Here is a 22,710-nt window from a genome sequence, read left to right as displayed (position 1 = left end):
GTGCGCCTTACTCTCACCGGCAGGTGTCGCCGGTCAAGACGGCTCGTCCATGCCTTTCCGGAACGGTCCGGATTCGGCGAGCTCGCGGCCGGCCTGCTCGACATAGGCGCGCTCGCGCTTGAGATAGTCGTCGATGGCGTGGCGCAGGCCGCGGTCGGCGATGTAGTGGGCGGAGTAGGTAGTCTGCGGCAGGTAGCCGCGCGCGATCTTGTGCTCGCCCTGGGCGCCGGCCTCGACCACGGCAAGCTTGTGCTGGATCGCAAAGTCGATCGCCTGGTAGTAGCAGACCTCGAAATGCAGGAACGGGTGGTGCTCGATGGCGCCCCAGTTGCGCCCGAACAGCGTATCCGAGCCGATGAAGTTGATCGCACCGGCGATCCAGCGGCCGTCGCGCCTGGCCATCACCAGCAGCACGTCCTCAGCCATGGTCTCGCCGATCTGCGCGAAGAACTTGCGGGTCAGATACGGCCGGCCCCACTTCCGCGAGCCGGTCTCCATGTAGAACGCGAAGAACGCATCCCAGGCGTCCTCGGTGATGTCCTTGCCGGTCAGCCATTGGATGGTGATGCCGGCGGCCAATGCGTCGCGCCGCTCGCGCTTGATCGCCTTGCGGTGGCGCGAATTCATCGTCGCCAGGAAATCGTCGAAGCTGGAAAAACCCTGATTGTGCCAGTGGAACTGCTGGTCGGTGCGCTGCAGGAAGCCCTGCGTGGCGAGCAGCTGCCACTCGGACTCCCGGGCGAAGGTGACATGGACCGAGGACGCCTCGCTGATCCCGCACAGCGCCTTGAGCCCCTGCGCAAGCGCATTGCCGATCAATTCCTGGTCCTGGTCGGCGCGGATCAAGAGCCGCGGCCCGGTCGCCGGCGTGAACGGGACCGACACCTGCAGCTTCGGATAATAGCGGCCGCCGGCGCGCTCATAGGCGTCGGCCCAGCCGCGGTCGAAGACGTATTCGCCCTGCGAATGGGACTTCAGATAGCACGGCACGACGCCGAGGATCTCGTCGCCGATCTTCGCCACCAGATGGCGCGGCGCCCAGCCGGTACGCAGGGTGGCCGAGCCAGAGGCTTCGAGTGCTGAGAAAAACGCGTGTGAGATGAACGGATTGTAGCCGCGGCCGCAGGCGGGAGATGAGCCGGGACCAACGCGACCGCCGGGATTGGCGCAGGCATCCCATGCGGCCGCCGGGATCTCGCTGATCCCGGGAACGGCTTCGAGCGTGATCTCAGGCGATGCCATCGAGTCCTTGTCAAACCGGCCGGCACGGGACGCCCCGGCCGGGACGTTCCAGATGCCACGCCCTGAAGATCGTGCATCGCAGCAGCGAGTTCAAGGCCGGCGTCACGTCTCCGGCGTAAACCCTTCGAAGATCATCTGATCCGCGTAGCGGGCCGCAGCGGCGCGCTGCTCGGGGGTGCGGACGGTCCAGGTCAGCAGCGGGCAGCCGAACACATTGCGCGCGATCCAGGGGGCCGGCGCAGGCAGCTGGTCGACCCAATAGGCGACGAAATGCGGCTGGCTGCTGAAGCCGTGCTTCAGATGCAGCATGCTGTCGCGCTGCGCCTGGGTCAGCTTGGCCCAATAGCCGTCCTCGTAGCTGCGCTGCGCGACGATGCCGCGCGTCAGCTTCGGCATGGTCTCGCGCAAGGCACGGACCTGGTCCGGATCGAACGACATCCCGACCACCGGCCCGGAGTAGGACGCCAGCACCTCGGCCATGCGCCGGACCAGACGGCGATCGCCCTGGAACGTGCTCTTGACCTCGACGACCAGCGGCACGCGTCCGGCGATCAGGTTGCAGAGGTCGCCGAGCGTCATCATCTGCTCGTCGGTCTGCTTGAACTTGATCGCTTTCAGCTCTGCCGCGGTCTTCTCGATCAGTGGGCCGGTGCCCTCGGTGAGGCGTCCGAGATCATAGTCGTGATGCACCATGGCCTCGCCATCGGCCGACAGCTGGATGTCGCATTCGATGGCGAAGTTGCCGGCCACGGCGCCGCGTGCGGCGGCCGGCATGTTCTCGATGATGCCGCTGACAGCATCATGAAGGCCGCGATGGGCGACGGGGCGGGCCGTCAGCCAGTCAGGTGCGCGCATTCGCCCCGTCCATTGTCTTCAATTTCGAACTCACTCAACCTCGAACACGCCTTCAACTTCCACCGCCGCATCGGACGGCAGGGCCGAGACGCCGACGGTGGTGCGGGCGTGGCGGCCCTTGTCGCCGAAGGCGGCGACCATCAGGTCGGAGGCGCCGTTGAGAACCTTCGGTCCGTCGAGGAAATCCGGCGCCGAATTGACGAAGCCGCCGAGCCGGACCACGCGCACGACCTTGTCGAGATCGCCGACCGCCGCCTTCACCTGCGCCAGCAGGTTGACGCCGCAGCCCTTCGCGGCCGCATAGCCGTCCTCGATCGACACGCCGCCGCCAAGCTTGCCGGAAGCGATCATCTTGCCGTCGCCGCCGAGGCAGACTTGGCCCGACACGAACAGCAGATTGCCGGTGCGCACGAACGGGACGTAATTGGCCACCGGTGCCTTTGGTGCCGGCAGTGTGATGCCCTGTGCCGCCAGGTTCTGTTCGACCGTACCCGCCATCTCAAATCCCCGTTCTGTCGCCTGAAAGCCGGTCCGGTGCCGGACCGCGGCCCTGTTTGGCGCAGTTGCCAGTGACATGCAAGCTGCCAGCACCGACGCGATTCCGGCGCTTTAAGCGCACGTTTCCGTGAGACAGCCGCAGTTGCGACGCAATGCAGCGGTCTCTAATGTGACGGTTTAGCGATACGTCCACCGAGGAAAACTCATGGCTCATTCGTTTCGACTGTCGATGGGAGCGCTCGCCGTCGCGGCGATCACGTTCGGTCCGGCGCAGGCCGGGGCGGCGGTGCCGTTCCTGCCGCATCAGGCGCTCTACGACCTGAGCCTGGTCAAGTCGCGCGGTTCGAGCCCGGTCAACAGCGCGCGCGGCCGCATCCTCTACAATTTCTCCGGCAACGCCTGCGACGGCTACACTTCGGAATTCCGCCAGGTCTCGGAGCTCGATCTCGGGGAGGGCAAGGTGACCCTGAGCGACCTGCGGTCCACCGCATGGGAGGACGGCGCCGGGAAGAGCTACCGCTTCAAGATCGACTCGCGCATGAACGAGCAGGCCTCCAGCCCGGTCGACGGGATCGCCGAGCGCACCGGCGATCACATCACCGTCAAGCTCAAGCAGCCCGAGGCGAAGACCTTCACGCTCGACGGCTCGACCGTTTTTCCGACCGAGCAGATTCATCGCATCATCGCCGCCGCGCGCGAGGGCAAGTCGCTGCTCGAGCTGACGGTCTATGACGGCTCGGACAATGGCGAGAAGGTCTACAACACGCTGACCGTGATCGGTGCGCCCGTGCCGGCCGACAAGGCCGCCGCCAAGCCCGACGCCTCGACCGACAATGACGAGATGAAGAAGATGACGCGGTGGCCGGTGACGGTCAGCTATTATGACCGCGACGCCAAGCGGGCCGAGGGCGAGCAGACGCCGGTCTACGCGATGTCGTTCGAGCTCTACGAGAACGGCGTCTCGCGCGCGCTCGTGCTCGACTACAATGATTTCGTCATCGCCGGCGCGCTCGGCAAGTTCGACGTCAAGGACGTGAAGGACGGCAAGCCCTGCAGCAATTGACCGGGGCGTCATTCGGTCTGCTCCGGGCCGTCATAGGCGATGCCGCGGATCACCGCGGCCTGGCCGAACTTCTTGCGTAGCGCATCGATCGCGCGCTCGGCCGAGGCCGAGCGGCGGTCGAGCATGTCGGTGTCGGAGGCCTCCGAGCCCGGGCGCAACGCGCTGACGCCTGTGCCCATCAGCCGGAACGCCGTGCCGTCGGTCTCGCGCGCCAGCATCTCCTTGCAGATTGCGAAGATCTTGCCGGCGAGCTGCGTCGGCGCCGCGATCGATTGCGAGCGCGTTCGTTGACGGAAGTCCGCGGTCTTCAGCTTCAGCGTGATGGTCGACCCGGCGAGCTGGCTCGCCTTCAGCCGTGCCGACACCTTCTCCGACAGCCGCCACAGGGTCTTTTCCAGGGTCACGTAGTCGCGGATGTCGGTGTCGAAGGTGGTTTCGCTCGAGATCGTCTTGGCGCCGCGGTCGGCCACCACCTTGCGGTCGTCGATGCCGCGCGCCAGCCGCCACAGCCTGCGGCCGTCGCCGCCGAACTGCTTCATCAGCTCGATCTCGTCGGCGCGCTGCAGGTCGGCGATGGTGCGGAAGCCCTGGTTCGCCAGCCGTTGCTGGGTCGCCGGACCGACGCCGAAGATGAAGCCGACCGGCTTGTCGGCCAGCATCATCAGTGCTTCCTCCTGGTCGAGCGCGGCAAAGCCGCGCGGCTTGTCGAGATCCGAGGCGATCTTGGCCAGGAACTTGTTGCAGGACAGCCCGACAGACACCGTGATGCCGATGGTCTGCTCGACGTCGCGGGCGAAGCGCGCCAGCACCTTGGCCGGGATCATGCCGTGGACGCGCGCGGTACCGGAGAGGTCGAGGAACGCCTCGTCGATCGACAGCGGCTCGACCAGCGGCGTCAGCGCCTGCATCGCCTGCCGGACCTCACGCCCGACGCGGACATATTTCGCCATGTCCGGGGGAATCACGGCCGCCGAGGGACACAGCTCCAGCGCCTTGAACATCGGCATCGCCGAGCGCACGCCATAGGTGCGGGCGATGTAGCAGGCCGCCGACACCACGCCGCGCTTGCCGCCCCCGATGATGACGGGCCGGTCGGCGACCTCTGGATTGTCGCGCTTCTCGACGGTTGCATAGAACGCGTCACAGTCGATATGGGCGAGCGTCAGCGCGGGCAGGGCGCGATGGCGGACGAGGCGCGGCGAGCCGCAGCCCGAACAGCGGCGCGCGCCATCGTCGAGGTCCGTCAGGCAGTCTCGGCAGAAGCAGGTCGGCCCGCTGACCGCGCGTGACCCGCTCGCTGGCGCCGAGCCGGTCACGGCACGTCGCGCTCCCACTGGCGGTCGCCCAATACCTGCCGTGCTGCCATGATATTGGTGGGATGTAACTTGGAGTGGGCGGCAAAAGCCTTTACCGTCTCGTCATCGCGCAGCACGAAATCGAGCACGCTGACCAGGAAATTGGGGTCGGCGGCCGAGGATCGCAGCGTCTCCGGCCCGATCCCGGTCTCGGCCAGGAAACGGCCCAGCCGCTCCGGTTCGCCGGCCAGGAAGCCGAGGGCCTGAACTGCAACGATTTCAGCGACTTCGCGCGGATTTCGAACGGGCTTTTTCAACGGCGGATTTGCCTTTCCGTTAACTTGTCGGCTCTACTTTGCGCCCATCATGCCCGAGTCTTCGGAATGGGTTCAAGCAAGTGGAAACCATCTCGGGGAAAGATGGAATCCCACCTTAACGGGTTTGAACGAATCTGGGGCTAGTTTGAATTAGATGAGTAGCGGTGGACAGTCGTCCGCCAGAGGACATGCCGGTGTCAGTGATTCGGAGGGGCGGATGGGCAAGACCGTCCTGATCGTGGAAGACAATGAGCTCAACATGAAGCTCTTCCGCGATCTGTTGGAAGCCCACGGGTACCAGACCTCCGGTACGTCCAGCGGCGTGGAGGCGCTCGACATCGTGCGCCGGACCCGCCCCGATCTGATCCTGATGGACATCCAGCTGCCGCAGGTCTCGGGCCTGGAAGTGACGAAATGGATCAAGGACGATCCGGATTTGCGTGCCATCCCGGTGGTGGCAGTGACGGCCTTTGCGATGAAGGGCGACGAGGAGCGCATCCGCGAGGGTGGCTGCGAAGCCTATCTTTCCAAGCCGATCTCGGTCGGAAAATTCATTGAAACGGTACGCCGCTTTATCGGCTAAGGAGTTTCTGCAGTGTCCGCGCGTATCCTCGTCGTCGACGACGTCCCGGCCAACGTCAAGCTGTTGGAGGCGCGGCTGTCGGCCGAATATTTCGACGTGCTGACCGCCGCGAACGGCGCCGAGGCTCTGCAGATCTGCCAGCGCGCCGAATGCGACATCATCCTGCTCGACGTCATGATGCCGGACATGGACGGCTTCGAGGTCTGCCGCAGGCTGAAGTCGAATCCGGCCACGCATTTCATTCCGGTCGTCATGGTGACGGCGCTCGACAGCCCGTCCGACCGCGTGCGCGGCCTGGAGGCCGGTGCCGACGACTTCCTCACCAAGCCCGTCTCCGACGTCGTGCTGATCGCGCGCGTACGCTCGCTGACGCGGCTGAAGATGATGACCGACGAGCTGCGCATGCGCGCGCTGACCTCGCTCGAGATCGGCGTGCAGGCGCCCGAGCGCAACGCGGTCGCCGACGCCGGCAAGGGCGGGCGGGTGCTGCTGGTCGACGACCGGCCGTCGTCCTACGAGCGGCTCGGGCCGATGCTGGCGACCGAGCATTCCATCGACGTCGAGACCAATCCCGCCGAGGCCGTGTTCAACGCCGCCGAAGGCAATTACGACCTCGTCATCGTCTCGCTCGACCTCAACGATTTCGACGGCCTGCGGCTGTGCAGCCAGTTGCGCTCGCTGGAACGCACGCGCCACGTGCCGATCCTGGCGATTGCCGATGCGGAAAACAATTCGCGGCTGCTGCGCGGGCTGGAGATCGGCGTCAACGACTATCTGCTGCGCCCTGTCGACAAGAACGAGCTGCTGGCGCGCGCCCGCACCCAGATCCGCAAGCGCCGCTACACCGACCATCTGCGCGACAACGTCCAGAACTCTATCGAGATGGCGATCACCGACGCGCTGACGGGCCTTCACAACCGCCGCTACATGGAGACGCATCTTTCGACCTTGGCCGACCAGGCCGCGAGCCGCGGCAAGCCGCTGGCGCTGATGATGCTCGACATCGACTACTTCAAGTCGATCAACGACAATTACGGCCATGATGCCGGCGACGACGTGCTGCGCGAGTTCGCGATGCGGGTGCGCAAGTCGATCCGCGGCATCGATCTCGCCTGCCGCTATGGCGGCGAGGAGTTCGTGATCGTGATGCCCGAGACCGACCTGCACGTCGCCGGCATGGTCGCCGAGCGGCTGCGGCGCTCGGTCGCCAACGAGCCGTTCGCGGTTCACAAGGGTGAGAAGCGCATCGAGGTCACGGTCTCGATCGGGCTGTCGACCCTGGAGCAGAAGGGCGAGCCGATCGCCGACGTCATGAAGCGCGCCGACAATGCGCTGTACCGGGCCAAGAACGAGGGTCGCAACCGCGCGGTGGCGATCGCCCCGGTCCATCAGCCGACCTTCCTGCCGCAGGCCGCCGGCCGCGGCCGCTAGAGGGGCAGGGGGGCTGCGCTCTCTTCGTCCTCGGCTGAAGTTGCCGCGCATCTGTCCAACGCCCTCCATCTGCCATCGAGCGATTCCGGGCCTCGTGCTTCGAGACGCGCCGCAAGCGGCGCTCCTCAGCATGAGGTTGAGAGCTTCGCCAAGATCTCTCCAGCATCCCTCCGAGATCACGCCAAAACCACGAACCTCGTCCTGAGGGCACGCCGCAGGCGTGCGTCTCGAAGGACGGCCGCGGGGCTGATGCATCCTCGCGAGGAAGACGTGCTCCATCGCGTCGGAATGCTGCGTTCACGTGTGCTTTCCGTTCAGACATGACCAATCGTCCTCGCGGCGCATCCGCGCCCGAGCTTTGCCATTCAAAACCCTCTTCGAGAACAGAGGGCGCAGGGAAGGCCGGGTGCTGGTCGCACCCATGGTCCGCGTGCAGAAAGAAAGCACGCGGCAGAACCACAGGTACGAGCCGGACATCCGGCCCTCCCTGCGCGATGGCTCTACGGCTTACTCCGTGCTCTCCCCGGGGACCGGCGTTCTTGCCCCCGTCACCGGCGCGCTTCGTCGCAGCGCCCGCTTGGCCTCAGCGTCGGGAGGCCAGGACCACACGGCTTCACCGTGCGCATCAGGATGTTCGTCCGCGCGGATCAACCACGCTGCACCCCGACACGCCCACCGCAACCCACCTCACGCTCGTGACGATCGCGATGCGCCCCTCATGGCGAGGTGGGATGTCATGGAGGTAGCACTATTTCTGGAAAAAAGAAAGCGCAAATTGCGCTCCGAACAGCCGACGAGAGTGATATGGTTGAAAGCGTTCGAGAAGCTCGTCTTTTGGCGCAGGATCATGTCGGCGCGCTCGGACGGACGCCCGAAAATAAGGCTGACGCTGATCGGACCTGCGAACGTCAGGCGTCTTATGTTAGCTTGATCGTGGCGTTGCTTGCTCGTTGGGGGAAAACATGAAGCCGCTTCGCATGGGTGTTATGACCGGCGTGCTGATGTTGTGCGGGGTCTTGGTCCTCGAAGCGCTCGGTGTGCAGACCGATCTTTTGGTCCTCATGGTCTTGGGAGGCGTTTCGGGCTCGCTGGCTGACATCTTGGAACGCTTCATGGCGGAGCGCGGTGCGTAGCGTGGGTCATCGCCGCCTGGTCAGCCGTTATTGTCGGAGATTCCCGCCCTGATATGGAGGATCATTTCCGGAAGAGCCGGAGTGCCGTGATGAACCTCGATCAGGCCAATCCGTCCAGCGAACTCATGGGTAGTAGGATTGCGGTCCAGCCCGAACCAAATGCAGTCTCAACTCGTGATCTGGCGTCGAGGGGACAACGAGAGGCCTCGTGAACTCGCTGGGGATTTCGATCTCGCAACGATCTGAGCCGTTGCTATAAACGAGTGTATCCTGCGAAATCCGCAATGTGGTGCTCGAGCCGCGCTGTGGGTCATCGGACCACCTGTCCAGCGCTGCTATGCTGTCCGGGGCCGCAATACTCTGTAGCGCTCTGATCTCGTCAACGAGCCACCGGGCTTGCTGCGTCCGGAAAAAAATGAACGAGTGAAGGTGTTGATGAACCCAGGTATCATTTTCGTCTGCCATCGATTGGATCGTGGCGCTCGTGCGCTGAAGCGCGATCGTCTGGTTTCGTACCCTTCGGCGATAGTTCGGGGGCCATGGCGAAAACAGCAGATATCCCGGCAACGCGTAGCGCAGATTGCCCGACACCGTTCGTCGCCACGGCGAGGGGCTGTCCTGGCCGGCCGCGGCTGATTGGATGAAGAGCATACCCTTGGTCTTGCGGATCAGCGGCCAGAAATTGCGTGCGGGCGAGCGGCGAATGGCGTGGTGAAGTTGCATGATGGCAAGCGTGACGGGAGCCGCCCGTTCCAGTTGCTCGATAGCAATGGCCACGTGCTTGCTGTTCTGGCGTGCGTAGTCCTCGACAAGGGCGCGGTTCAACCTGCGAAGATGCCCGCGATAAGTCCGCATCTGTGCATCAAAGGCGTCGGCCATCCGATCGTACATCGCTCCCGATCGAAGCATATCACATGAGCGCCGATTGGCCCCGCGTGCTGTTGGACAACAACAACTCGCCTCCAGGATGCGTGACGCCGACATATCGCTTGATGTTGTGCGGGCAGCGTGGTATCTAAGTGCCATGAACAAACTCGTGCGCATCATGAACTTCGACCACATGACCCGCTTCGGCCGGGCCGTGGAAGGAGTCGCGCGCTAGGAGTTTGACGACGCGATGTTCTCACCAGGCCCCGCCGGCATCGGACGGGGCCTTTTGTTTGGCCACGCTCCCTGCCGGCACAACAGCAGGAGCGCAGGATGCCACCCCACCAGACCAATTCGATCATCGACGCCGGGCACGTGTCAGGGCTCAACGTCGATCTCTCGATCGCCTCAGTCAAAGACGCGATCAGCAGCGTGCAGCCATCGACGCCACCCGAAGCGTCCATCGCGGCGCTGCAAGAGGTGTTGTCGGAAAAGGACGCGGCCGGCCCGCCGGCCAGACCGACCTGGCTGGTCATCCGCCTGATCGGCCGATGCTGGCGCGCCATTCAAGAACGGCAACGCCGCGAGAGCGCGCGAGCAAGCCTCTACGAGCTGAGCGAACGCGAGCTCACCGACATCGGCATCACGCGCGCCGAGATCGAGCACATCGCCGCGCTGCAGACGCTCGACAGCCTGCGGGACAACCCACGATATCTCATCGCGCGCCGGGGAATGTAGCCGGTCGTTGAAAGTGGCGACGCAGGGACAACCGACCAATAGCGCGAGATAGCCGCCGCGACGTCATTGCGAGCGTCAGCGAAGCAATCCAGGGTCCCGCAAACGGCTCTGGATTGCTTCGCTGCGCTCGCAATGACGGAGGTGAGATGGCGCCTCTGTCTGGACACCAGTCTGCCGGAGACGTCGTGTGCTCGGGGCTCGGCATAACACAGCCTCGCATGGGTGCTCATCCGCGAGCGCAGGAACTACATGCCTTGATCTGGCGCAGTCTCCGTGATAGATGAAAACCATGATCAACGTCGTGCGCAACTCCAACCGCAAACATACGACCCGCCGCAGTCGGGCCGTGGGAGGAGTCGTGCACTAGGTTTTCGACGACACGATCATTCCACCAGGCCCCGCCGGCATCGGACGGGGCCTTTTGTTTGGCCACGCTCCCTGCCGGCACCACGCAGCAGGAGCATCCGATGCCACCCCAGAGCCACCTCACTGCCGAGATCGCGCGCAATGCCGCCACGCGCGATCGTCCTCTCACATTGCTGAAGAACGCGGCGCACCAGGTGCCAGCCGCGCCGCGTCCAGACGCATCCGTCACGGTGCTGCGCGACGCATTGTCGGAAAAGAATGCGGCGGGGCCGCCAGGCCTCACGGCTCCGGGACTGTTCGGCCTGTTCGCAGGCTATTGGCTGGCGTTCCAGGAGAGCCGCCGGCGCCGGATGATGAGACTGCATCTGCGGGACCTGAGCGAGGCGCAACTGGTGGATATTGGCCTGACGCAAGGCGATCTCGACCATATCGCGGCTCACCGCGCGCTCGATCGCCTCAGGCACGACATGGCAAATGTCATGATGTCCCGCGGCGTGATGTAGCTGCGGACCGGCCAGCGCGAACGGATCTCTCGGCAGGGCGGATCAGCGTGTGATCTGCCCTGGCGATGCCGTGCGCGCGTTCTGTTGCAATGACGGAGGATGGTGCGCGTGGGCGGCTGGCGATGCTCACGCTCGGCCGCCTTTCGCGCTATCATCGTCGGCGACGTTGATGGGATGGAACGACGAATGACACGACACATCGGCATCGTCGGCTGCTCCGCCGAGGGCGCGGCGCTCTGCTATCGCACGATCTGCAGGGAGGGTGCCGACCTGCTCGGGCCGCATGCCCATCCCGAGGTGTCGATGCACACGCCGTCGCTCGCCGACTACGTGGCCTGCCTCGATCGCGGCGATCTCGATGGCGTCGCCGAGCTGATGCTGACCTCGGCGCACAAGCTCGCTGCGGCTGGCGCGGATTTCCTGATCTGTCCCGACAACACCATCCACCAGGCGTTGCCGCTCGTGCTGCCATGCTCACCGCTGCCGTGGCTGCACATCGCCGACGAGGTGGCCAAGGAGGCGGTCAGGAGAGGCTACAGGCGTATCGGCATCACCGGCACGACATGGCTCGTCGACAGCAATGTCTATCCGGACAGCCTGATGGCACACGGATTGGCGTTCGCGCGTCCCGAGGAGGCCGATCGCGTCGAAGCCAACCGCATCATCATGGATGAGCTCGTCTACGGGCGGTTCGAGCCGCCCTCCGTCGCGACCTTTCAGAAGATCATCGCACGGTTGAAAGGTGATGGCTGCGACGCCGTCGCACTCGGCTGCACCGAGATTCCGCTGATCATCGACGATGCCAACTCGCCTCTGCCGACGTTGGATTCGACGCGTCTGCTCGCGCGTGCTGCGCTGGCGCGGGCGATGTCCGGCGCCGGCTGAGAATTGCGGCAAGGCGCTGATCGTTCAAAGCAGGATGTGCAGGCCGCATTGGCTGCGATGCTCGCCATCCGGTCTTCGGACGCACAGTTCCGTCGGAACCCCCTTGGGCGGGAAACGTTTGTTTCAGCCCAAGAAGGAGCACCCAATGAAGAAGCTGATGTTTGCGGTTGCCGTGTCGCTGTCCGTTCTGCCGTCATTCGCCATGGCCCAGGGCCATATGGGGACGCCGCAGGAGCAGAAGGCGTGCGCGCCGGATGCCAAGCGCTTCTGCCGCAGTCAGCTCGGCGATGACTTCGCAGTTCAGAACTGTCTGACGCAGAACCGGACCAAGCTGAGCAAGCGCTGCTCGGCGGTGTTCCAGAGCCACGGGATGTAGCACGCCCGGTGCGTCGGCCCGGTTCAGTGCAACGTCGTCCGCCGTTCCTGCGACGCGGAGGAATGGCGGGTGATGCTCACGCTGACGCGCCCGACGCGCCGGCTGAACTGGGTCAGGCCGCGCGCACCTTGCGCAGGAATGTCTCCAGCTCGTCCTTGAGGTGATCACTCTCGCGCGACAGCGAATGCGCCGACGCCAGCACCTGCGATGACGCGGTGCCGGTGGCGCTGGCGCCCTTGCTGACGTCGCCGATGTTGCTGGCGACGCGGGTCGTACCGCCGGCGACCTCCTGCACGTTGCGCGAGATCTGCCCTGTGGCGGCGCCCTGCTGCTCGACGGCCGCGGCGATGCCGGCGGCGATCTCCGAGATCTGCTGGATGGTGCCGCCGATCTGCTTGATCGAGGCGACCGAGGACTGCGTCGCGCTCTGGATGCCTTCGATCTGCTGGCCGATCTCCTCGGTGGCTTTCGCGGTCTGCGACGCCAGCGCCTTGACCTCGGAGGCGACCACCGCGAAGCCGCGGCCGGCGTCGCCGGCGCGCGCCGCCTCGATGGTGGCGTTCAGCGCCAGCAGGTTGGTCTGGGCGGCGATCGAGGTGATCAGCTTGAGCACGTCGCCGATGCGCTCGGCGGTGCGCGACAGCTCGCTGATGCCGACATCGGTCTGCTCGATCTGGCGAACGGCCTCCTTGGCGATGGTGGTCGATTCCCTGACCTGCCGCCCGATCTCATGCACCGAGGAGGTCATCTCCTCGGCGGCCGAGGCGACCGACTGCACGTTGGTCGAGACCTGGCCCGAGGCCGAGGCCGCGCTGGCCGACAAATGCTGGGTCTGCTCGGCGGTCTTGGTCAGCGTGTTGGCCGAGACCTCGAGCGTGCGCGCGTCGGCATGGACCTTGTTGATGATCTGGCCGACGGTGGATTCGAACTCGTCGGCCATGCGCTGCATGGCGGCGTGCTGCTCGGTCTTGGCCGCATCGAGATAGACCGAGATGGCGAGATCCATGTCGATCATCGCCGCCTTGGTGATCGCAGCCTGCAGCGCGGCCTTCTTCTCGCGCGCCGCCTGGCCGCCGAACCAGCCGTCCGCGATCTCCGTCTCGATCGCCTTCTGCAGCCCGGTCACGATCAGCGAATAGCCGGCGATGTACCAGCGCGGCTCCAGCCCCATCCGGTTGTGGGCCTCGCCGATCCGGGTCACCGATTTCACATAGGCATCGTCGAACTTCGCGGTCGCCAGCGACATCCAGTGATCGTGCTGGGCCTGCTTGGCGTGCCGCATCGTGGCCGGGCTGGAGAACATCTTGGCGAGATGCGGGACCTTGCCGACATGGGCATAGAACTGGTCCAGCAGGCCGGGCAGCACCTTGCCGATCAGCGGCCGCAGCTCCCGCAGCGCCTCCCGGGTCGCATGGTCGATGCCGATGAAATCGAGCCGGGATTGCAAAGTCTGAAGATCGGTCATCGCTGGTCTGCCGGTAAGATAAGGAGGGAGACGCTACTGAGGGTGCGCCGCTACCCCAAATCGCACGGGTTTGGTTGATGGCTCCTTAAGTCGGGAATCGGATTCAGCCGCGGCCCATGGACCGATCAGATGGGAGATGGCCCGTGCCGCAGGAGTGGAGGCATCGGCCCAATAAAAAACGGGGCCGAAACGGCCCCGTTGAAGTCGCAGCAGACCGCGATCTTACTTGATCTTGGCTTCGCGGAATTCGACGTGCTTGCGCGCGACCGGGTCGTACTTCTTCTTGACCATCTTGTCGGTCATGGTGCGCGAGTTCTTCTTGGCGACGTAATAGAAGCCGGTGTCGGCCGACGACACGAGCTTGACCTTGATGGTGACCGCCTTGGCCATGTCTTGAACCTCTGGAATCGGGGATAGGGTGGGCACCGGCCAAAGAGGGGGCGCCGTTGGCCGGCAACCTACCCAGCCAGCCCCCAAAGTCAAGGTTTGAGGGCCAGATTCTGGGGTGCCTAGGCTGGGAAGAAGCGGTTTTTCGGCCGGGGCAGGCCGAGATTCTCCCGCAAGGTCGGCCCCTCATACTCCGTCCGGAAGATCCCGCGGCGCTGCAGCTCGGGAATCACCTTGTCGACGAAATCGTCGAGCCCTGCCGGCAGGAATGGGAACATGATGTTGAAGCCGTCCGACCCACGGCTTTCCAGCCACTCCTGCATCTGGTCGGCGATCGTCGCAGGCGTGCCGACGAAGGACAGACCGCCGTAGCCGCCGACCCGCTGCGCCAGTTGCCGCACCGTGAGCTTGTCGCGCGCGGCGACATCGACCAGGCGCTGGCGGCCGCTCTTGGAGGCGTTGGTCTCGGGAATCGGCGGCAGCGGGCCATCGGGATCGAAGCCGGAGGCGTCGGTGCCGAGGATGACCGAGAGCGAGGCGATGGCGCTGTCGTCATGCACCTTGCTGTCGAGCAGCGCGCGCTTCTCCTTGGCCTCGTCGACGCTGTCGCCGACCACGACGAAGGCACCGGGCAGGATCTTCAGATGCTCCGGATCGCGGCCGACCTTTTCCATGCGGCCCTTGATGTCGGCATAGAGTGTCTTTCCATCCGCGAGGCTGCCGCCGCCGGTGAACACGGCCTCGGCCGTCTCTGCCGCGAGCTGCTTGCCGTCCTCCGAGGCGCCGGCCTGCACGATCACCGGCCAGCCCTGCACCGGGCGGGCGATGTTGAGCGGTCCGCGGACTTTCAGATATTTGCCCTTGTGATCGAGCACATGCATCTTCGCAGGGTCGAAGAACAGCCCGCTCTCGACATCGCGCACGAAGGCATCGTCAGCGAAGGAATCCCACAGGCCGGTGACGACGTCGTAGAACTCGCGGGCGCGCTTGTAGCGCTCGGCGTGCTCCATGTGATCGTCGAGGCCGAAATTCAGCGCGGCATCCGGGTTCGATGTGGTGACGATATTCCAGCCGGCGCGCCCGCCGGAAATGTGGTCGAGCGAAGCAAAGCGGCGGGCGACGTGATAGGGCTCGTCGAAGGTGGTCGATCCCGTGGCGATCAGGCCGATGTTCTCGGTGACCGCCGATAGCGCCGACAACAGGGTGAACGGCTCGAACGACGTCACGGTGTGGCTGCGCTTCAGCGCGTTGATCGGCATGTTCAGCACGGCGAGATGATCGGCCATGAAGAAGGCATCGAACTTGCCGGCCTCGAGCTTGCGGATCAGTTGCTTGAGATGCGCGAAGTTGAAATTCGCGTCCGGCCAGGCGCTGGGATAGCGCCACGCGCCGGTGTGGATGGAGACCGGGCGCATGAAGGCGCCGAGCTTGAGTTGACGAGGGGCCATGTGGGGGCGTCCGGGATGATTGCTCTCGTCAGCAGATAGGAACTCGGCTGATGCGTGTCAGCCACCCGCCGCAGAACACGATTTCGTTTTTGGTGGCGGAGGTAGCACGCACATTCCAAGGTGAGCCACGCCGTCGATCAAACCAACAGTGTCGTCCCGGCGAACGCCGGGATCCATACTCCGTGAAGGGCATGGGAGGCACAGTCTCCGCCATCGGGGCCGATCGAGAGATTCCGCGGTATGGGCCGCGTTCGCCGGGACGACACCTTTGTCCGCTCGCTGCGACCAGCACCCGTAGCACGGGTGGACGGCGCCGGCGCCTTTCACATCCGTCGCGAGGGAGTATTCGAAATGTCAGGACGGCTCAATATCACCTCAGGCTATACGTTCGAGGACGTCTACGGCTATGCACGCGCCGTCCGCGTCGGCAACCACGTCTTCGTCTCCGGGACGACCGCGCGCGGTTCTGATCTGGATTGTGATGTCTTCGCTCAGGCGCAAAGCGTGATCGGCATCATTGCCGAAGCCCTGCAGACGACGGGAGCGGAGCTCCGTCACGTGGTGCGGACGGTCGTGTACGTGACTAACATGGCGGACATCGACGCCGTTGCCCGCGCGCATGGCGAAGCGTTCGGCGCGGTTCGGCCGGCCAGCACGCTGGTGATGGTCGCGGGTCTCACGCCCGCGAACGCCCGGGTCGAAATCGAGGCGACCGCAATCATCCACGATGGATGATCGAATACGCTGCGTTCACGCGCCCAGCACGTCCTTCTGCATCTTGCCGCCATAGAAATGGAAGAAAGGCACGTCAGCGTCGTGGCGCAGCGGCCCGGTGGCGAGGCGGCGGTCGAGCTCGTGGAGCACGTTCTTGGTCATCGGATGCAGATCGGCGAGCGGTCTGGAGCCAAGCTCGACCCAGACCAGCTCGACCAGCTCGGCATCGGCATGGATCACGCCCTCGACACGGTGGGTGATGGCGGAGGCATCGGCGGTGAAGAAGCGGGTGTCGAAGCGCTTGATGCGGCCGGGCGGGGTGATGGCGCGGGCGATCAGGAACAGCCCCGACGGGTCGGGCAGCAGGCCGGCGTCGGCGAACGGCGCCCATGGCCCGTCCAGTTTCGGCGCGGGGCCGCCGACCTTGCGTCCGAGACAGAGACCGGTTTCCTCACAGGCCTCGCGGATCGCGGCGACGGCGAGCGACTTCGCGCGCGAGGCCGTCGTCTGCGGCTTGCCCTTGAACAGATTGGCTTCGAGCTCGGCCGGCATGGGCGCTGCGACCGGGATGCGATGGTCGGACTTGTCGACGCGGCCGCCCGGGAAGACGAACTTGCCGGGCATGAACACGACCTTGTCGTGGCGCTTGCCGACCAGCACCTTCGGCACCGCGCCGCTGCGGTCGACCAGGATCAAGGTCGCAGCATCGCGTGGCTTGGTGTAGGGATGATGGTCCGCTTCCTTCTCGGCGGGCTTGCCCGCCGGCGCGCTGCTCGCCTGTGCCGTATCGCTCATGTCCTCCCCGCTTTTTCTTATTTGTTGATCGTTTGGTCGCTCACACCGGTGGAATGCCTTCCACGGGATTGTCGTCGAAGCCGTGCATGCGGAACGCCCATTGCAGCCCGACGACGGCGCCCTTGACCGGCTGAATCAAGGCGAGCGAGGCGACCAAGGTCACCGGCAGATAGATCGCGAGCTGCAGCGCCACCGGCGGCGCGTAGTTGGTCTCGATCGAGAGCACCAGCGGCACGATGATGTGGCCGACGATGACGATCACGAGATAGGCGGGAAGATCGTCGGCGCGATGCCCGGAGAAATCCTGGCCGCAGCGGTCGCAGTTGTCCGCGACCTTCAGGAAGGCGCGGAACAGCTTGCCCTCGCCGCAGCGCGGGCAGCGGCCGCGCAGGCCGCGCTTCATCGCGGTCCAGACGTCGCGCTTCTCGACGGCGCCGGCGTCACGCGTCCAAGTCTGCGGGGGCAATGTGCGGGGCGTTGAGGTCATGGCGTCCACGATCTGCCTTTCTTCGATGTGCCGGGCTTGCGTTTTGCCCCTGCCGCTGGGCTTTTCTTGCGGCTTTTTTCTTTGTGCTTCGGCCGAGCCTCGGATTTGGCCCGCTTGGTCGCCTTGGCGTTCTTCCCGACGTTATTCTTTCGCCGGGGTCCTGCGCCGCGCGGATGCCGCGACACCAGCACATCCGCCTGGGTCAGCAGCTCGAAGCGCAGCGCACCGGCCACCGGCTGAGCTTCTACCAGACGGACGTCGACGACGTCACCCAGCCGGTGCATGGCACCGCTGCGCTGGCCGATCAGCGCATGTCGCGTCTCGTCATAGTCGAAATATTCCGTGCCGAGGGTGCGGATCGGAACCAGGCCGTCGGCGCCGGTATCATCGAGCTTGACGAACAGGCCGGCGCGGGTGACGCCGGAAATGCGGCCCTGGAAGGTGGCGCCGACGCGGTCCGCCAAATGATGCGCGATCAGGCGGTCGGCGGTCTCGCGCTCGGCCTTCATCGCGCGCCGCTCGGTCACCGAGATCTGCGCCGCGACCTCGGCGAGGTGATCCGGCGTCTCGCTGTCGGGCAGGGCGCCGTCGCCGAGGCCCAGCGCGCGCAGCAAGCCGCGGTGCACGACGAGGTCGGCGTAGCGGCGGATCGGCGAGGTGAAATGCGCGTAGCGGCGCAGGTTCAGGCCGAAATGCCCGTAATTGTCGGTCGAATATTCCGCCTGCGCCTGCGAGCGCAGCACGACCTCATTGACGAGATGCTCGTAGTCCTGGCCGGCGACCAGGGTCAGCACGCGGTTGAACAGCGACGGCCGGAGCGCGCCTGATTTGGCGAAGGGCACGTCGAGCGTCTTCAGGAACTCCTGCAGCGCATGGATCTTCTCCACCGTCGGCTCATCATGCACGCGGTAGATCAAAGGCAGCGCCTTCTTCTCCAAAAGCTCCGCCGCGGCGACGTTGGCCGAGATCATGAACTCCTCGATCAGCTTGTGAGCATCGAGGCGCTCCGGCACGACGACGCGGTCGACGGTGCCGTCCTTCTTCAGCAGGATCTTGCGCTCGGGAATGTCGAGGTCAAGCGGATCGCGCGCGTCGCGGCCGCGCTTGGCGACCTCATAGGCCGCGTAGAGCGGCTTGAGGATCGGCTCGAGCAGGGGGCCGGTGACGTCGTCGGGCTTGCCGTCGATGGCGGCCTGCGCCTGCGCGTAGGACAGTTTGGCGGCCGAGCGCATCAGCACGCGATGAAACGAGTGCGAGCGCTTGCGGCCGTCCGCGCCTAACACCATGCGCACCGCGAGCGCGCCGCGCGCTTCGCCCGGCACCAGCGAGCACAGATTGTTGGAGATGCGCTCGGGCAGCATCGGCACGACGCGGTCGGGGAAATACACCGAGTTGCCGCGGATCAGCGCGTCGCGGTCGAGCGCCGAGCCCGGCCGCACGTAGTAGGCGACGTCGGCAATCGCGACATGGAGAATGAAGCCGCCGGCATTGTTCGGATCGGGATCCGGCTCGGCATGAACGGCGTCGTCGTGATCCTTGGCATCGGGCGGATCGATCGTGACCAGCGGCAGCTCGCGCCAGTCCTCACGCCCCTTCAAGCTCGCGGGCTGCGCGGCTTCGGCCTCTGCCACGGCCGCCGCGGAGAAATCCATCGGGATTTCGTGGGCATGGATCGCGATCAGGCTGATTGCCTTCTCGGTCGCGACCGAACCGTAGCGCTCCTTCACACGTCCGGAGGGCAGGCCGTAGCCGCGGCCGCGCAGCAGGTCGACGCTGATGAGATCACCGTCCTTGGCGTCCTTGGCGTCGGCGGGGGCGATGGAGAGCTCGCGTCCCGCCTGCTTCTTGTCGACCGGAATGAGGCGGCCGCCGCCGCCGGGATTAGCCCGGAAGATGCCGAGCACGCGCTGCCGCGCCTGATCGAGCACCTTGAGGACGCGGCCGCGATAGGACACGCCCGCCTCATCCTTGATCGGCTCGACGCGGAGCAGCGCGCGGTCACCGACGCCGGCCGCCGAGCCGGGCCCGGCATGGCGCGGGGTGTGGATGCGGATGCGCGGCGGCTCGGATTGCTCGGCCTCGTCCCACTCGGCGGGCTTGGCGATCAGCTCGCCGTCGCTGTCGCGCCCGGTGATGTCGACAACCAGCGTGGCCGGCAAGGTGGCGGTCTCGACGACGGTCTTGCGGCCGCTCTTCTTCACGGTGCCGTCGGCGACGAGCTCGCGTAGCAACTGCTTGAGGGCCGCGCGATCAGCGTTCTTCAGGCCGAACTCGCGGGCGATATCCTTGGTGCCAACCTTGCCCGGATTGGCGCGGATGTAGGCGACGATGGCCTCCCGCGGAGGGAAGCCGATGTCGCGCTTCTTGCTCATTTTCTCATCCGCGGGCCTTGCCAGCGCTCTTCTTGGGCGTCGCCTTGGTCGCGGGCTTCGCCGAGGTCTTGGCGGCCTTGGCGACCGGCGCACGCGCCTTGCTGGTGGAGTCTGATTTCGGTTTGGCGGCCGCCTTCTTCGCCACGGCCTTCTTCGCCGGCTTCGGCGTGTCGTCGTCGCCGCCGGTCTTCGGCTTGGCCTTGCTGGCCGCCGCTTTGCTGGCAGACTTGGCCGGCTTCGCCGCCTTGCCCTTGGCCTTCGCCTTGCCGCCGCCCTTGGCGGCGCGCTCGTCGAGCAGCGCGATCGCCTCGGCCAGGGTGATCGTGTCCTTCTCCTTGTCACCGGGGATGGTGGCGTTGACGCCGCCGGCGGTGACATAGGCGCCGTAGCGGCCGGCCTTGACGGCGACGGCGCCGAGCGAGGGATGCTCGCCGAGCGCCTTGCCGGGATCGGCGCCGAAGCGCTTGCTTGGTCCCTTGGCGATCTTCTCGGCGATCAGGGTGACGGCGCGGTTGAGGCCGATGTCGAACACCTCGTCGCCGGCCTCCAGGCTCGCATAGGTCTTGTCGTGCTTCACGAACGGCCCGAAGCGGCCGAGATTGGCGATGATCGGCAGACCCGTCTCGGGATGGATGCCGACCTCACGCGGCAGCGACAGCAGCCTCAGGGCGTGGTCGAGCTCGAGACTCGCAGGCGAGGTGCCCTTCGGGATGCCGGCGCGCTTCGGCTTCTCGCCCTCGGCATAATCCTTCTGCTCGCCGAGCTGGATGTAGGGGCCGAAGCGGCCGGCCTTGACGACGACGTCGAGGCCGGTGTCCGGATCCTGGCCGAGCACGCGATCGGCGGTCGCCTCGCTGTCGGCGGCGAGCGGGCGGGTGTAGCGGCATTCCGGATAGTTCGAGCAGCCGACGAAGGCGCCGAACTTGCCGGCCTTGAGGTTGAGTCGTCCGGTGCCGCAGGTCGGGCACTGACGGACATCGCCGCCATCGTCGCGCGGCGGATAGATGTGCGGCCCCAGCATCTCGTCGAGCGCGTCGAGCACCTGCGCGACGCGCAGGTCCTTGATGTCGTCGACGGCGCCGATGAACCCGGTCCAGAAATCCTTCAGCACCTGCTGCCAGGCGATCTCGTTGTTGGAGATGCGGTCGAGCTGCTCCTCGAGATCGGCCGTGAAATCGTACTCGACGTAGCGGCGGAAGAAGTTCTCCAGGAACGCGATGACGACGCGGCCCTTGTCTTCGCCGTGCAGCCGCTTCTTCTCGAGCTTCACGTAGCCGCGGTCTTTCAGCACCTGCAGGATCGAGGCATAGGTCGAGGGACGGCCGATGCCGAGCTCCTCCATGCGCTTGACCAGCGAGGCCTCGGAGAAGCGCGGCGGCGGCTCGGTGAAATGCTGGGTGACCGCGAGATTCTGCCGCTTGAGCTGTTCGTTCGGGCTCATCTGCGGCAGGCGGCGGCTGTCCTCGTCCTCCTCGTCGTCGCGGCCCTCCTGATAGAGCGCGAGGAAGCCGTCGAACTTGATGACCTGGCCGGTGGCGCGCAGCTCCAGGGTGCGCGCGCCCGCCTTGGCGATGATGTCGACGGTGGTGCGCTCAAGCTCGGCCGATTCCATCTGGCTCGCGATGGTGCGGGTCCAGATCAGCTCATAGAGCTTGGCCTGATCGTCATCGAGCCGCTTGCGCAGCTCGGCCGGCTTGCGCGACAGGTCGGTCGGACGGATCGCTTCGTGCGCTTCCTGGGCGTTCTTGGCCTTGGCCTGGTACTGGCGCGGGCTATCCGGGACGTATTTGTTGCCGTAGATCTCGCCGATCACCTTGCGCACCTGGGTGATCGCCTCCGGCGCGATCTGCACGCCGTCGGTTCGCATATAGGTGATGAGACCGGTGGTCTCGCCGCCGATGTCGATGCCTTCGTAGAGCCGCTGCGCGATGCGCATCGTGTGCGCCGGCGCGAAGCCGAGCTTGCGGCTCGCCTCCTGCTGCAGCGTCGAGGTGGTGAAGGGCGCCTGCGGATTGCGCCGTGCCGGCTTGGCATCGACGGTCGCGACCGTGTAGCTCGCCGCGTTGAGCGCGTTCTTGAAATCCTCGGCCTCCGCGCCGGTGCCGATGTCGAGCCGCTGGATCTTCTTGCCGTCGGCGCCGACGAGGCGCGCCTCGAAGGTGTCGCCGCGCGGCGTCGCCAAGGTCGCGATCAGCGACCAATATTCACGCGGCACGAACTTCTCGATCTCCAGCTCGCGATCGCAGACGAGGCGCAGCGCCACCGACTGCACGCGGCCGGCCGAGCGGGCGCCTGGCAGCTTGCGCCACAGCACGGGAGAGAGCGTGAAGCCGACGAGGTAATCGAGTGCGCGGCGCGCCATGTAGGCGTCGACCAGCGCGCCGTCGATCTGGCGCGGGTGCTTCATCGCCTCCGAGACGGCCTGCTTGGTGATGGCGTTGAAGACGACGCGCTCGATCTTCTGATCCTTGAGCGCACGCTTCTCCTTCAGCACCTCCAGCACGTGCCAGGAAATCGCTTCGCCCTCGCGATCAGGGTCGGTGGCGAGAATCAGCCGGTCAGCCCCCTTCAGCGATTTGGCGATGTCGTTGAGTCGGCCGGCCGCCTTGGGATCGACCTCCCAGATCATGCGGAAATTCTCGTCCGGATCGACGGAACCGTTCTTGGCCGGAAGGTCGCGAACATGACCGAAAGAGGCCAGAACCTCGTAGGAGGAGCCCAGATACTTATTGATCGTCTTGGCCTTCGCAGGCGACTCCACGATGACGATATTCATGTATTTCCAATGGCTTAGTGGAAGGATTGAAGCTGGCTTCGCGGGATTCGCGCCTGCCTCGTTGACCCGAACATGGGTGGTGAGGGGGTTCCTGTCAAATCGAGGGATGTTGAA

22 protein-coding genes are annotated in these 22,710 nt (G+C 65.5%); 9 read left to right on the top strand and 13 right to left on the bottom strand.

Annotated elements, in window-relative coordinates; translation table 11 throughout:
- Positions 1–33: 33 nt before the first annotated feature.
- The 3 genes from QX128_RS11365 to QX128_RS11355 all read right to left on the bottom strand — a co-directional run bounded on the left by QX128_RS11365 (position 34) and on the right by QX128_RS11355 (position 2,595).
- Positions 34–1,242 carry a GNAT family N-acetyltransferase gene (locus QX128_RS11365; protein WP_316237480.1) on the bottom strand — a complete coding sequence of 403 codons (1,209 nt, stop codon included), beginning with the start codon at positions 1,240–1,242 and terminating at the stop codon, positions 34–36.
- 102 nt (positions 1,243–1,344) lie between these two features.
- A complete protein-coding gene (locus tag QX128_RS11360) occupies positions 1,345–2,097 on the bottom strand; it encodes a glycerophosphodiester phosphodiesterase (RefSeq protein WP_316237479.1) in 753 nt (250 codons plus the stop codon).
- A gap of 30 nt (positions 2,098–2,127) precedes the next feature.
- On the bottom strand, positions 2,128–2,595 hold the full coding sequence (locus QX128_RS11355) for a RidA family protein (RefSeq protein WP_315804116.1): 468 nt from the start codon (positions 2,593–2,595) through the stop codon (positions 2,128–2,130).
- Positions 2,596–2,800: 205 nt separating this feature from the next.
- On the opposite strand from QX128_RS11355, the gene QX128_RS11350 reads away from it, so the two are divergent.
- A complete protein-coding gene (locus tag QX128_RS11350; protein ID WP_315804115.1) occupies positions 2,801–3,658 on the top strand; it encodes a cell envelope integrity EipB family protein in 858 nt (285 codons plus the stop codon).
- 8 nt (positions 3,659–3,666) lie between these two features.
- Here QX128_RS11350 and QX128_RS11345 read toward each other — a convergent pair whose 3' ends face one another.
- Together QX128_RS11345 and QX128_RS11340 are read right to left on the bottom strand one after the other, a co-directional pair.
- Positions 3,667–4,974, bottom strand: a complete 1,308-nt coding sequence (locus tag QX128_RS11345) for a DNA polymerase IV (RefSeq protein ID WP_316181847.1) — start codon at positions 4,972–4,974, stop codon at positions 3,667–3,669.
- Positions 4,971–5,270, bottom strand: a complete 300-nt coding sequence (locus QX128_RS11340; protein WP_315718395.1) for a DUF3572 domain-containing protein — start codon at positions 5,268–5,270, stop codon at positions 4,971–4,973. Before QX128_RS11340 ends, QX128_RS11345 begins: the two co-directional genes overlap by 4 nt.
- A gap of 217 nt (positions 5,271–5,487) precedes the next feature.
- On the opposite strand from QX128_RS11340, the gene QX128_RS11335 reads away from it, so the two are divergent.
- The 3 genes from QX128_RS11335 to QX128_RS11325 all read left to right on the top strand — a co-directional run bounded on the left by QX128_RS11335 (position 5,488) and on the right by QX128_RS11325 (position 8,417).
- On the top strand, positions 5,488–5,853 hold the full coding sequence (locus QX128_RS11335) for a response regulator (RefSeq protein ID WP_008964019.1): 366 nt from the start codon (positions 5,488–5,490) through the stop codon (positions 5,851–5,853).
- A gap of 12 nt (positions 5,854–5,865) precedes the next feature.
- Positions 5,866–7,284 carry a PleD family two-component system response regulator gene (locus QX128_RS11330; RefSeq protein WP_316181848.1) on the top strand — a complete coding sequence of 473 codons (1,419 nt, stop codon included), beginning with the start codon at positions 5,866–5,868 and terminating at the stop codon, positions 7,282–7,284.
- Positions 7,285–8,246: 962 nt separating this feature from the next.
- Complete coding sequence (locus QX128_RS11325) at positions 8,247–8,417, top strand: hypothetical protein (RefSeq protein ID WP_316237478.1); 171 nt, start codon at positions 8,247–8,249, stop codon at positions 8,415–8,417.
- Positions 8,418–8,540: 123 nt separating this feature from the next.
- Here QX128_RS11325 and QX128_RS11320 read toward each other — a convergent pair whose 3' ends face one another.
- Entirely contained in the window at positions 8,541–9,296 is a 756-nt protein-coding gene (locus QX128_RS11320) for a hypothetical protein (protein ID WP_316237477.1), read from the bottom strand.
- Between the two features lie 321 nt (positions 9,297–9,617).
- Between QX128_RS11320 and QX128_RS11315 the strand changes: the two genes are divergently transcribed.
- The 4 genes from QX128_RS11315 to QX128_RS11300 all read left to right on the top strand — a co-directional run bounded on the left by QX128_RS11315 (position 9,618) and on the right by QX128_RS11300 (position 12,152).
- Positions 9,618–10,022: a DUF1127 domain-containing protein gene (locus tag QX128_RS11315; RefSeq protein WP_315804110.1), complete on the top strand. Its 405-nt coding sequence runs from the start codon at positions 9,618–9,620 to the stop codon at positions 10,020–10,022.
- Between the two features lie 467 nt (positions 10,023–10,489).
- Positions 10,490–10,891, top strand: a complete 402-nt coding sequence (locus QX128_RS11310) for a DUF1127 domain-containing protein (protein WP_315804109.1) — start codon at positions 10,490–10,492, stop codon at positions 10,889–10,891.
- Positions 10,892–11,077: 186 nt separating this feature from the next.
- On the top strand, positions 11,078–11,776 hold the full coding sequence (locus QX128_RS11305; RefSeq protein ID WP_316237476.1) for an aspartate/glutamate racemase family protein: 699 nt from the start codon (positions 11,078–11,080) through the stop codon (positions 11,774–11,776).
- Between the two features lie 145 nt (positions 11,777–11,921).
- Positions 11,922–12,152 carry a hypothetical protein gene (locus QX128_RS11300; protein ID WP_315804107.1) on the top strand — a complete coding sequence of 77 codons (231 nt, stop codon included), beginning with the start codon at positions 11,922–11,924 and terminating at the stop codon, positions 12,150–12,152.
- Between the two features lie 112 nt (positions 12,153–12,264).
- Here QX128_RS11300 and QX128_RS11295 read toward each other — a convergent pair whose 3' ends face one another.
- The 3 genes from QX128_RS11295 to QX128_RS11285 all read right to left on the bottom strand — a co-directional run bounded on the left by QX128_RS11295 (position 12,265) and on the right by QX128_RS11285 (position 15,452).
- Positions 12,265–13,617, bottom strand: a complete 1,353-nt coding sequence (locus QX128_RS11295) for a globin-coupled sensor protein (protein WP_316237475.1) — start codon at positions 13,615–13,617, stop codon at positions 12,265–12,267.
- Between the two features lie 222 nt (positions 13,618–13,839).
- On the bottom strand, positions 13,840–14,007 hold the full coding sequence (rpmG, locus tag QX128_RS11290; RefSeq protein WP_006611239.1) for a 50S ribosomal protein L33: 168 nt from the start codon (positions 14,005–14,007) through the stop codon (positions 13,840–13,842).
- 119 nt (positions 14,008–14,126) lie between these two features.
- On the bottom strand, positions 14,127–15,452 hold the full coding sequence (locus QX128_RS11285) for an LLM class flavin-dependent oxidoreductase (RefSeq protein ID WP_316237474.1): 1,326 nt from the start codon (positions 15,450–15,452) through the stop codon (positions 14,127–14,129).
- 351 nt (positions 15,453–15,803) lie between these two features.
- Here QX128_RS11285 and QX128_RS11280 point away from each other — a divergent pair, with 351 nt between their 5' ends.
- On the top strand, positions 15,804–16,187 hold the full coding sequence (locus tag QX128_RS11280; RefSeq protein ID WP_316218286.1) for a Rid family hydrolase: 384 nt from the start codon (positions 15,804–15,806) through the stop codon (positions 16,185–16,187).
- 15 nt (positions 16,188–16,202) lie between these two features.
- Here the strand turns inward: QX128_RS11280 and QX128_RS11275 are convergent, their stop codons facing one another.
- Genes QX128_RS11275 through topA form a run of 4 tightly spaced genes read right to left on the bottom strand, consistent with a single transcriptional unit; the run spans position 16,203 to position 22,596 of the window.
- Positions 16,203–16,961, bottom strand: a complete 759-nt coding sequence (locus QX128_RS11275; RefSeq protein WP_316237473.1) for an NUDIX hydrolase — start codon at positions 16,959–16,961, stop codon at positions 16,203–16,205.
- A 40-nt stretch (positions 16,962–17,001) separates the two neighbouring features.
- On the bottom strand, positions 17,002–17,448 hold the full coding sequence (locus QX128_RS11270; protein WP_316181857.1) for a DUF983 domain-containing protein: 447 nt from the start codon (positions 17,446–17,448) through the stop codon (positions 17,002–17,004).
- Positions 17,445–19,820, bottom strand: a complete 2,376-nt coding sequence (gene rnr / locus QX128_RS11265) for a ribonuclease R (RefSeq protein WP_316237472.1) — start codon at positions 19,818–19,820, stop codon at positions 17,445–17,447. The genes QX128_RS11270 and rnr overlap by 4 nt, the downstream gene beginning before the upstream one ends.
- 4 nt (positions 19,821–19,824) lie before the next feature.
- Positions 19,825–22,596 (bottom strand): type I DNA topoisomerase, encoded by a 2,772-nt coding sequence (gene topA, locus QX128_RS11260; RefSeq protein WP_316237471.1) that lies wholly within the window; start codon positions 22,594–22,596, stop codon positions 19,825–19,827.
- Positions 22,597–22,710 lie beyond the last annotated feature (114 nt).

The organism is Bradyrhizobium sp. SZCCHNR1015 (assembly GCF_032489875.1).
GTDB lineage: Bacteria > Pseudomonadota > Alphaproteobacteria > Rhizobiales > Xanthobacteraceae > Bradyrhizobium.
This window is presented reverse-complemented; position numbering and strand designations above follow the sequence as displayed.

Excerpts from the sequence above, each read along its gene's own strand:
- QX128_RS11295 (WP_316237475.1), bottom strand. The coding sequence starts at position 13,617 with ATGACCGATCTTCAGACTTTGCAATCCCGGCTCGATTTCATCGGCATC.
- QX128_RS11310 (WP_315804109.1), top strand. The coding sequence starts at position 10,490 with ATGCCACCCCAGAGCCACCTCACTGCCGAGATCGCGCGCAATGCCGCC.
- QX128_RS11315 (WP_315804110.1), top strand. The coding sequence starts at position 9,618 with ATGCCACCCCACCAGACCAATTCGATCATCGACGCCGGGCACGTGTCA.
- QX128_RS11350 (WP_315804115.1), top strand. The coding sequence starts at position 2,801 with ATGGCTCATTCGTTTCGACTGTCGATGGGAGCGCTCGCCGTCGCGGCG.
- QX128_RS11335 (WP_008964019.1), top strand. The coding sequence starts at position 5,488 with ATGGGCAAGACCGTCCTGATCGTGGAAGACAATGAGCTCAACATGAAG.
- QX128_RS11275 (WP_316237473.1), bottom strand. The coding sequence starts at position 16,961 with ATGAGCGATACGGCACAGGCGAGCAGCGCGCCGGCGGGCAAGCCCGCC.
- QX128_RS11320 (WP_316237477.1), bottom strand. The coding sequence starts at position 9,296 with ATGGCCGACGCCTTTGATGCACAGATGCGGACTTATCGCGGGCATCTT.
- QX128_RS11305 (WP_316237476.1), top strand. The coding sequence starts at position 11,078 with ATGACACGACACATCGGCATCGTCGGCTGCTCCGCCGAGGGCGCGGCG.
- QX128_RS11325 (WP_316237478.1), top strand. The coding sequence starts at position 8,247 with ATGAAGCCGCTTCGCATGGGTGTTATGACCGGCGTGCTGATGTTGTGC.
- QX128_RS11285 (WP_316237474.1), bottom strand. The coding sequence starts at position 15,452 with ATGGCCCCTCGTCAACTCAAGCTCGGCGCCTTCATGCGCCCGGTCTCC.
- rnr (WP_316237472.1), bottom strand. The coding sequence starts at position 19,820 with ATGAGCAAGAAGCGCGACATCGGCTTCCCTCCGCGGGAGGCCATCGTC.
- topA (WP_316237471.1), bottom strand. The coding sequence starts at position 22,596 with ATGAATATCGTCATCGTGGAGTCGCCTGCGAAGGCCAAGACGATCAAT.
- QX128_RS11365 (WP_316237480.1), bottom strand. The coding sequence starts at position 1,242 with ATGGCATCGCCTGAGATCACGCTCGAAGCCGTTCCCGGGATCAGCGAG.
- QX128_RS11355 (WP_315804116.1), bottom strand. The coding sequence starts at position 2,595 with ATGGCGGGTACGGTCGAACAGAACCTGGCGGCACAGGGCATCACACTG.
- QX128_RS11300 (WP_315804107.1), top strand. The coding sequence starts at position 11,922 with ATGAAGAAGCTGATGTTTGCGGTTGCCGTGTCGCTGTCCGTTCTGCCG.
- QX128_RS11280 (WP_316218286.1), top strand. The coding sequence starts at position 15,804 with ATGTCAGGACGGCTCAATATCACCTCAGGCTATACGTTCGAGGACGTC.
- QX128_RS11360 (WP_316237479.1), bottom strand. The coding sequence starts at position 2,097 with ATGCGCGCACCTGACTGGCTGACGGCCCGCCCCGTCGCCCATCGCGGC.
- QX128_RS11270 (WP_316181857.1), bottom strand. The coding sequence starts at position 17,448 with ATGACCTCAACGCCCCGCACATTGCCCCCGCAGACTTGGACGCGTGAC.
- rpmG (WP_006611239.1), bottom strand. The coding sequence starts at position 14,007 with ATGGCCAAGGCGGTCACCATCAAGGTCAAGCTCGTGTCGTCGGCCGAC.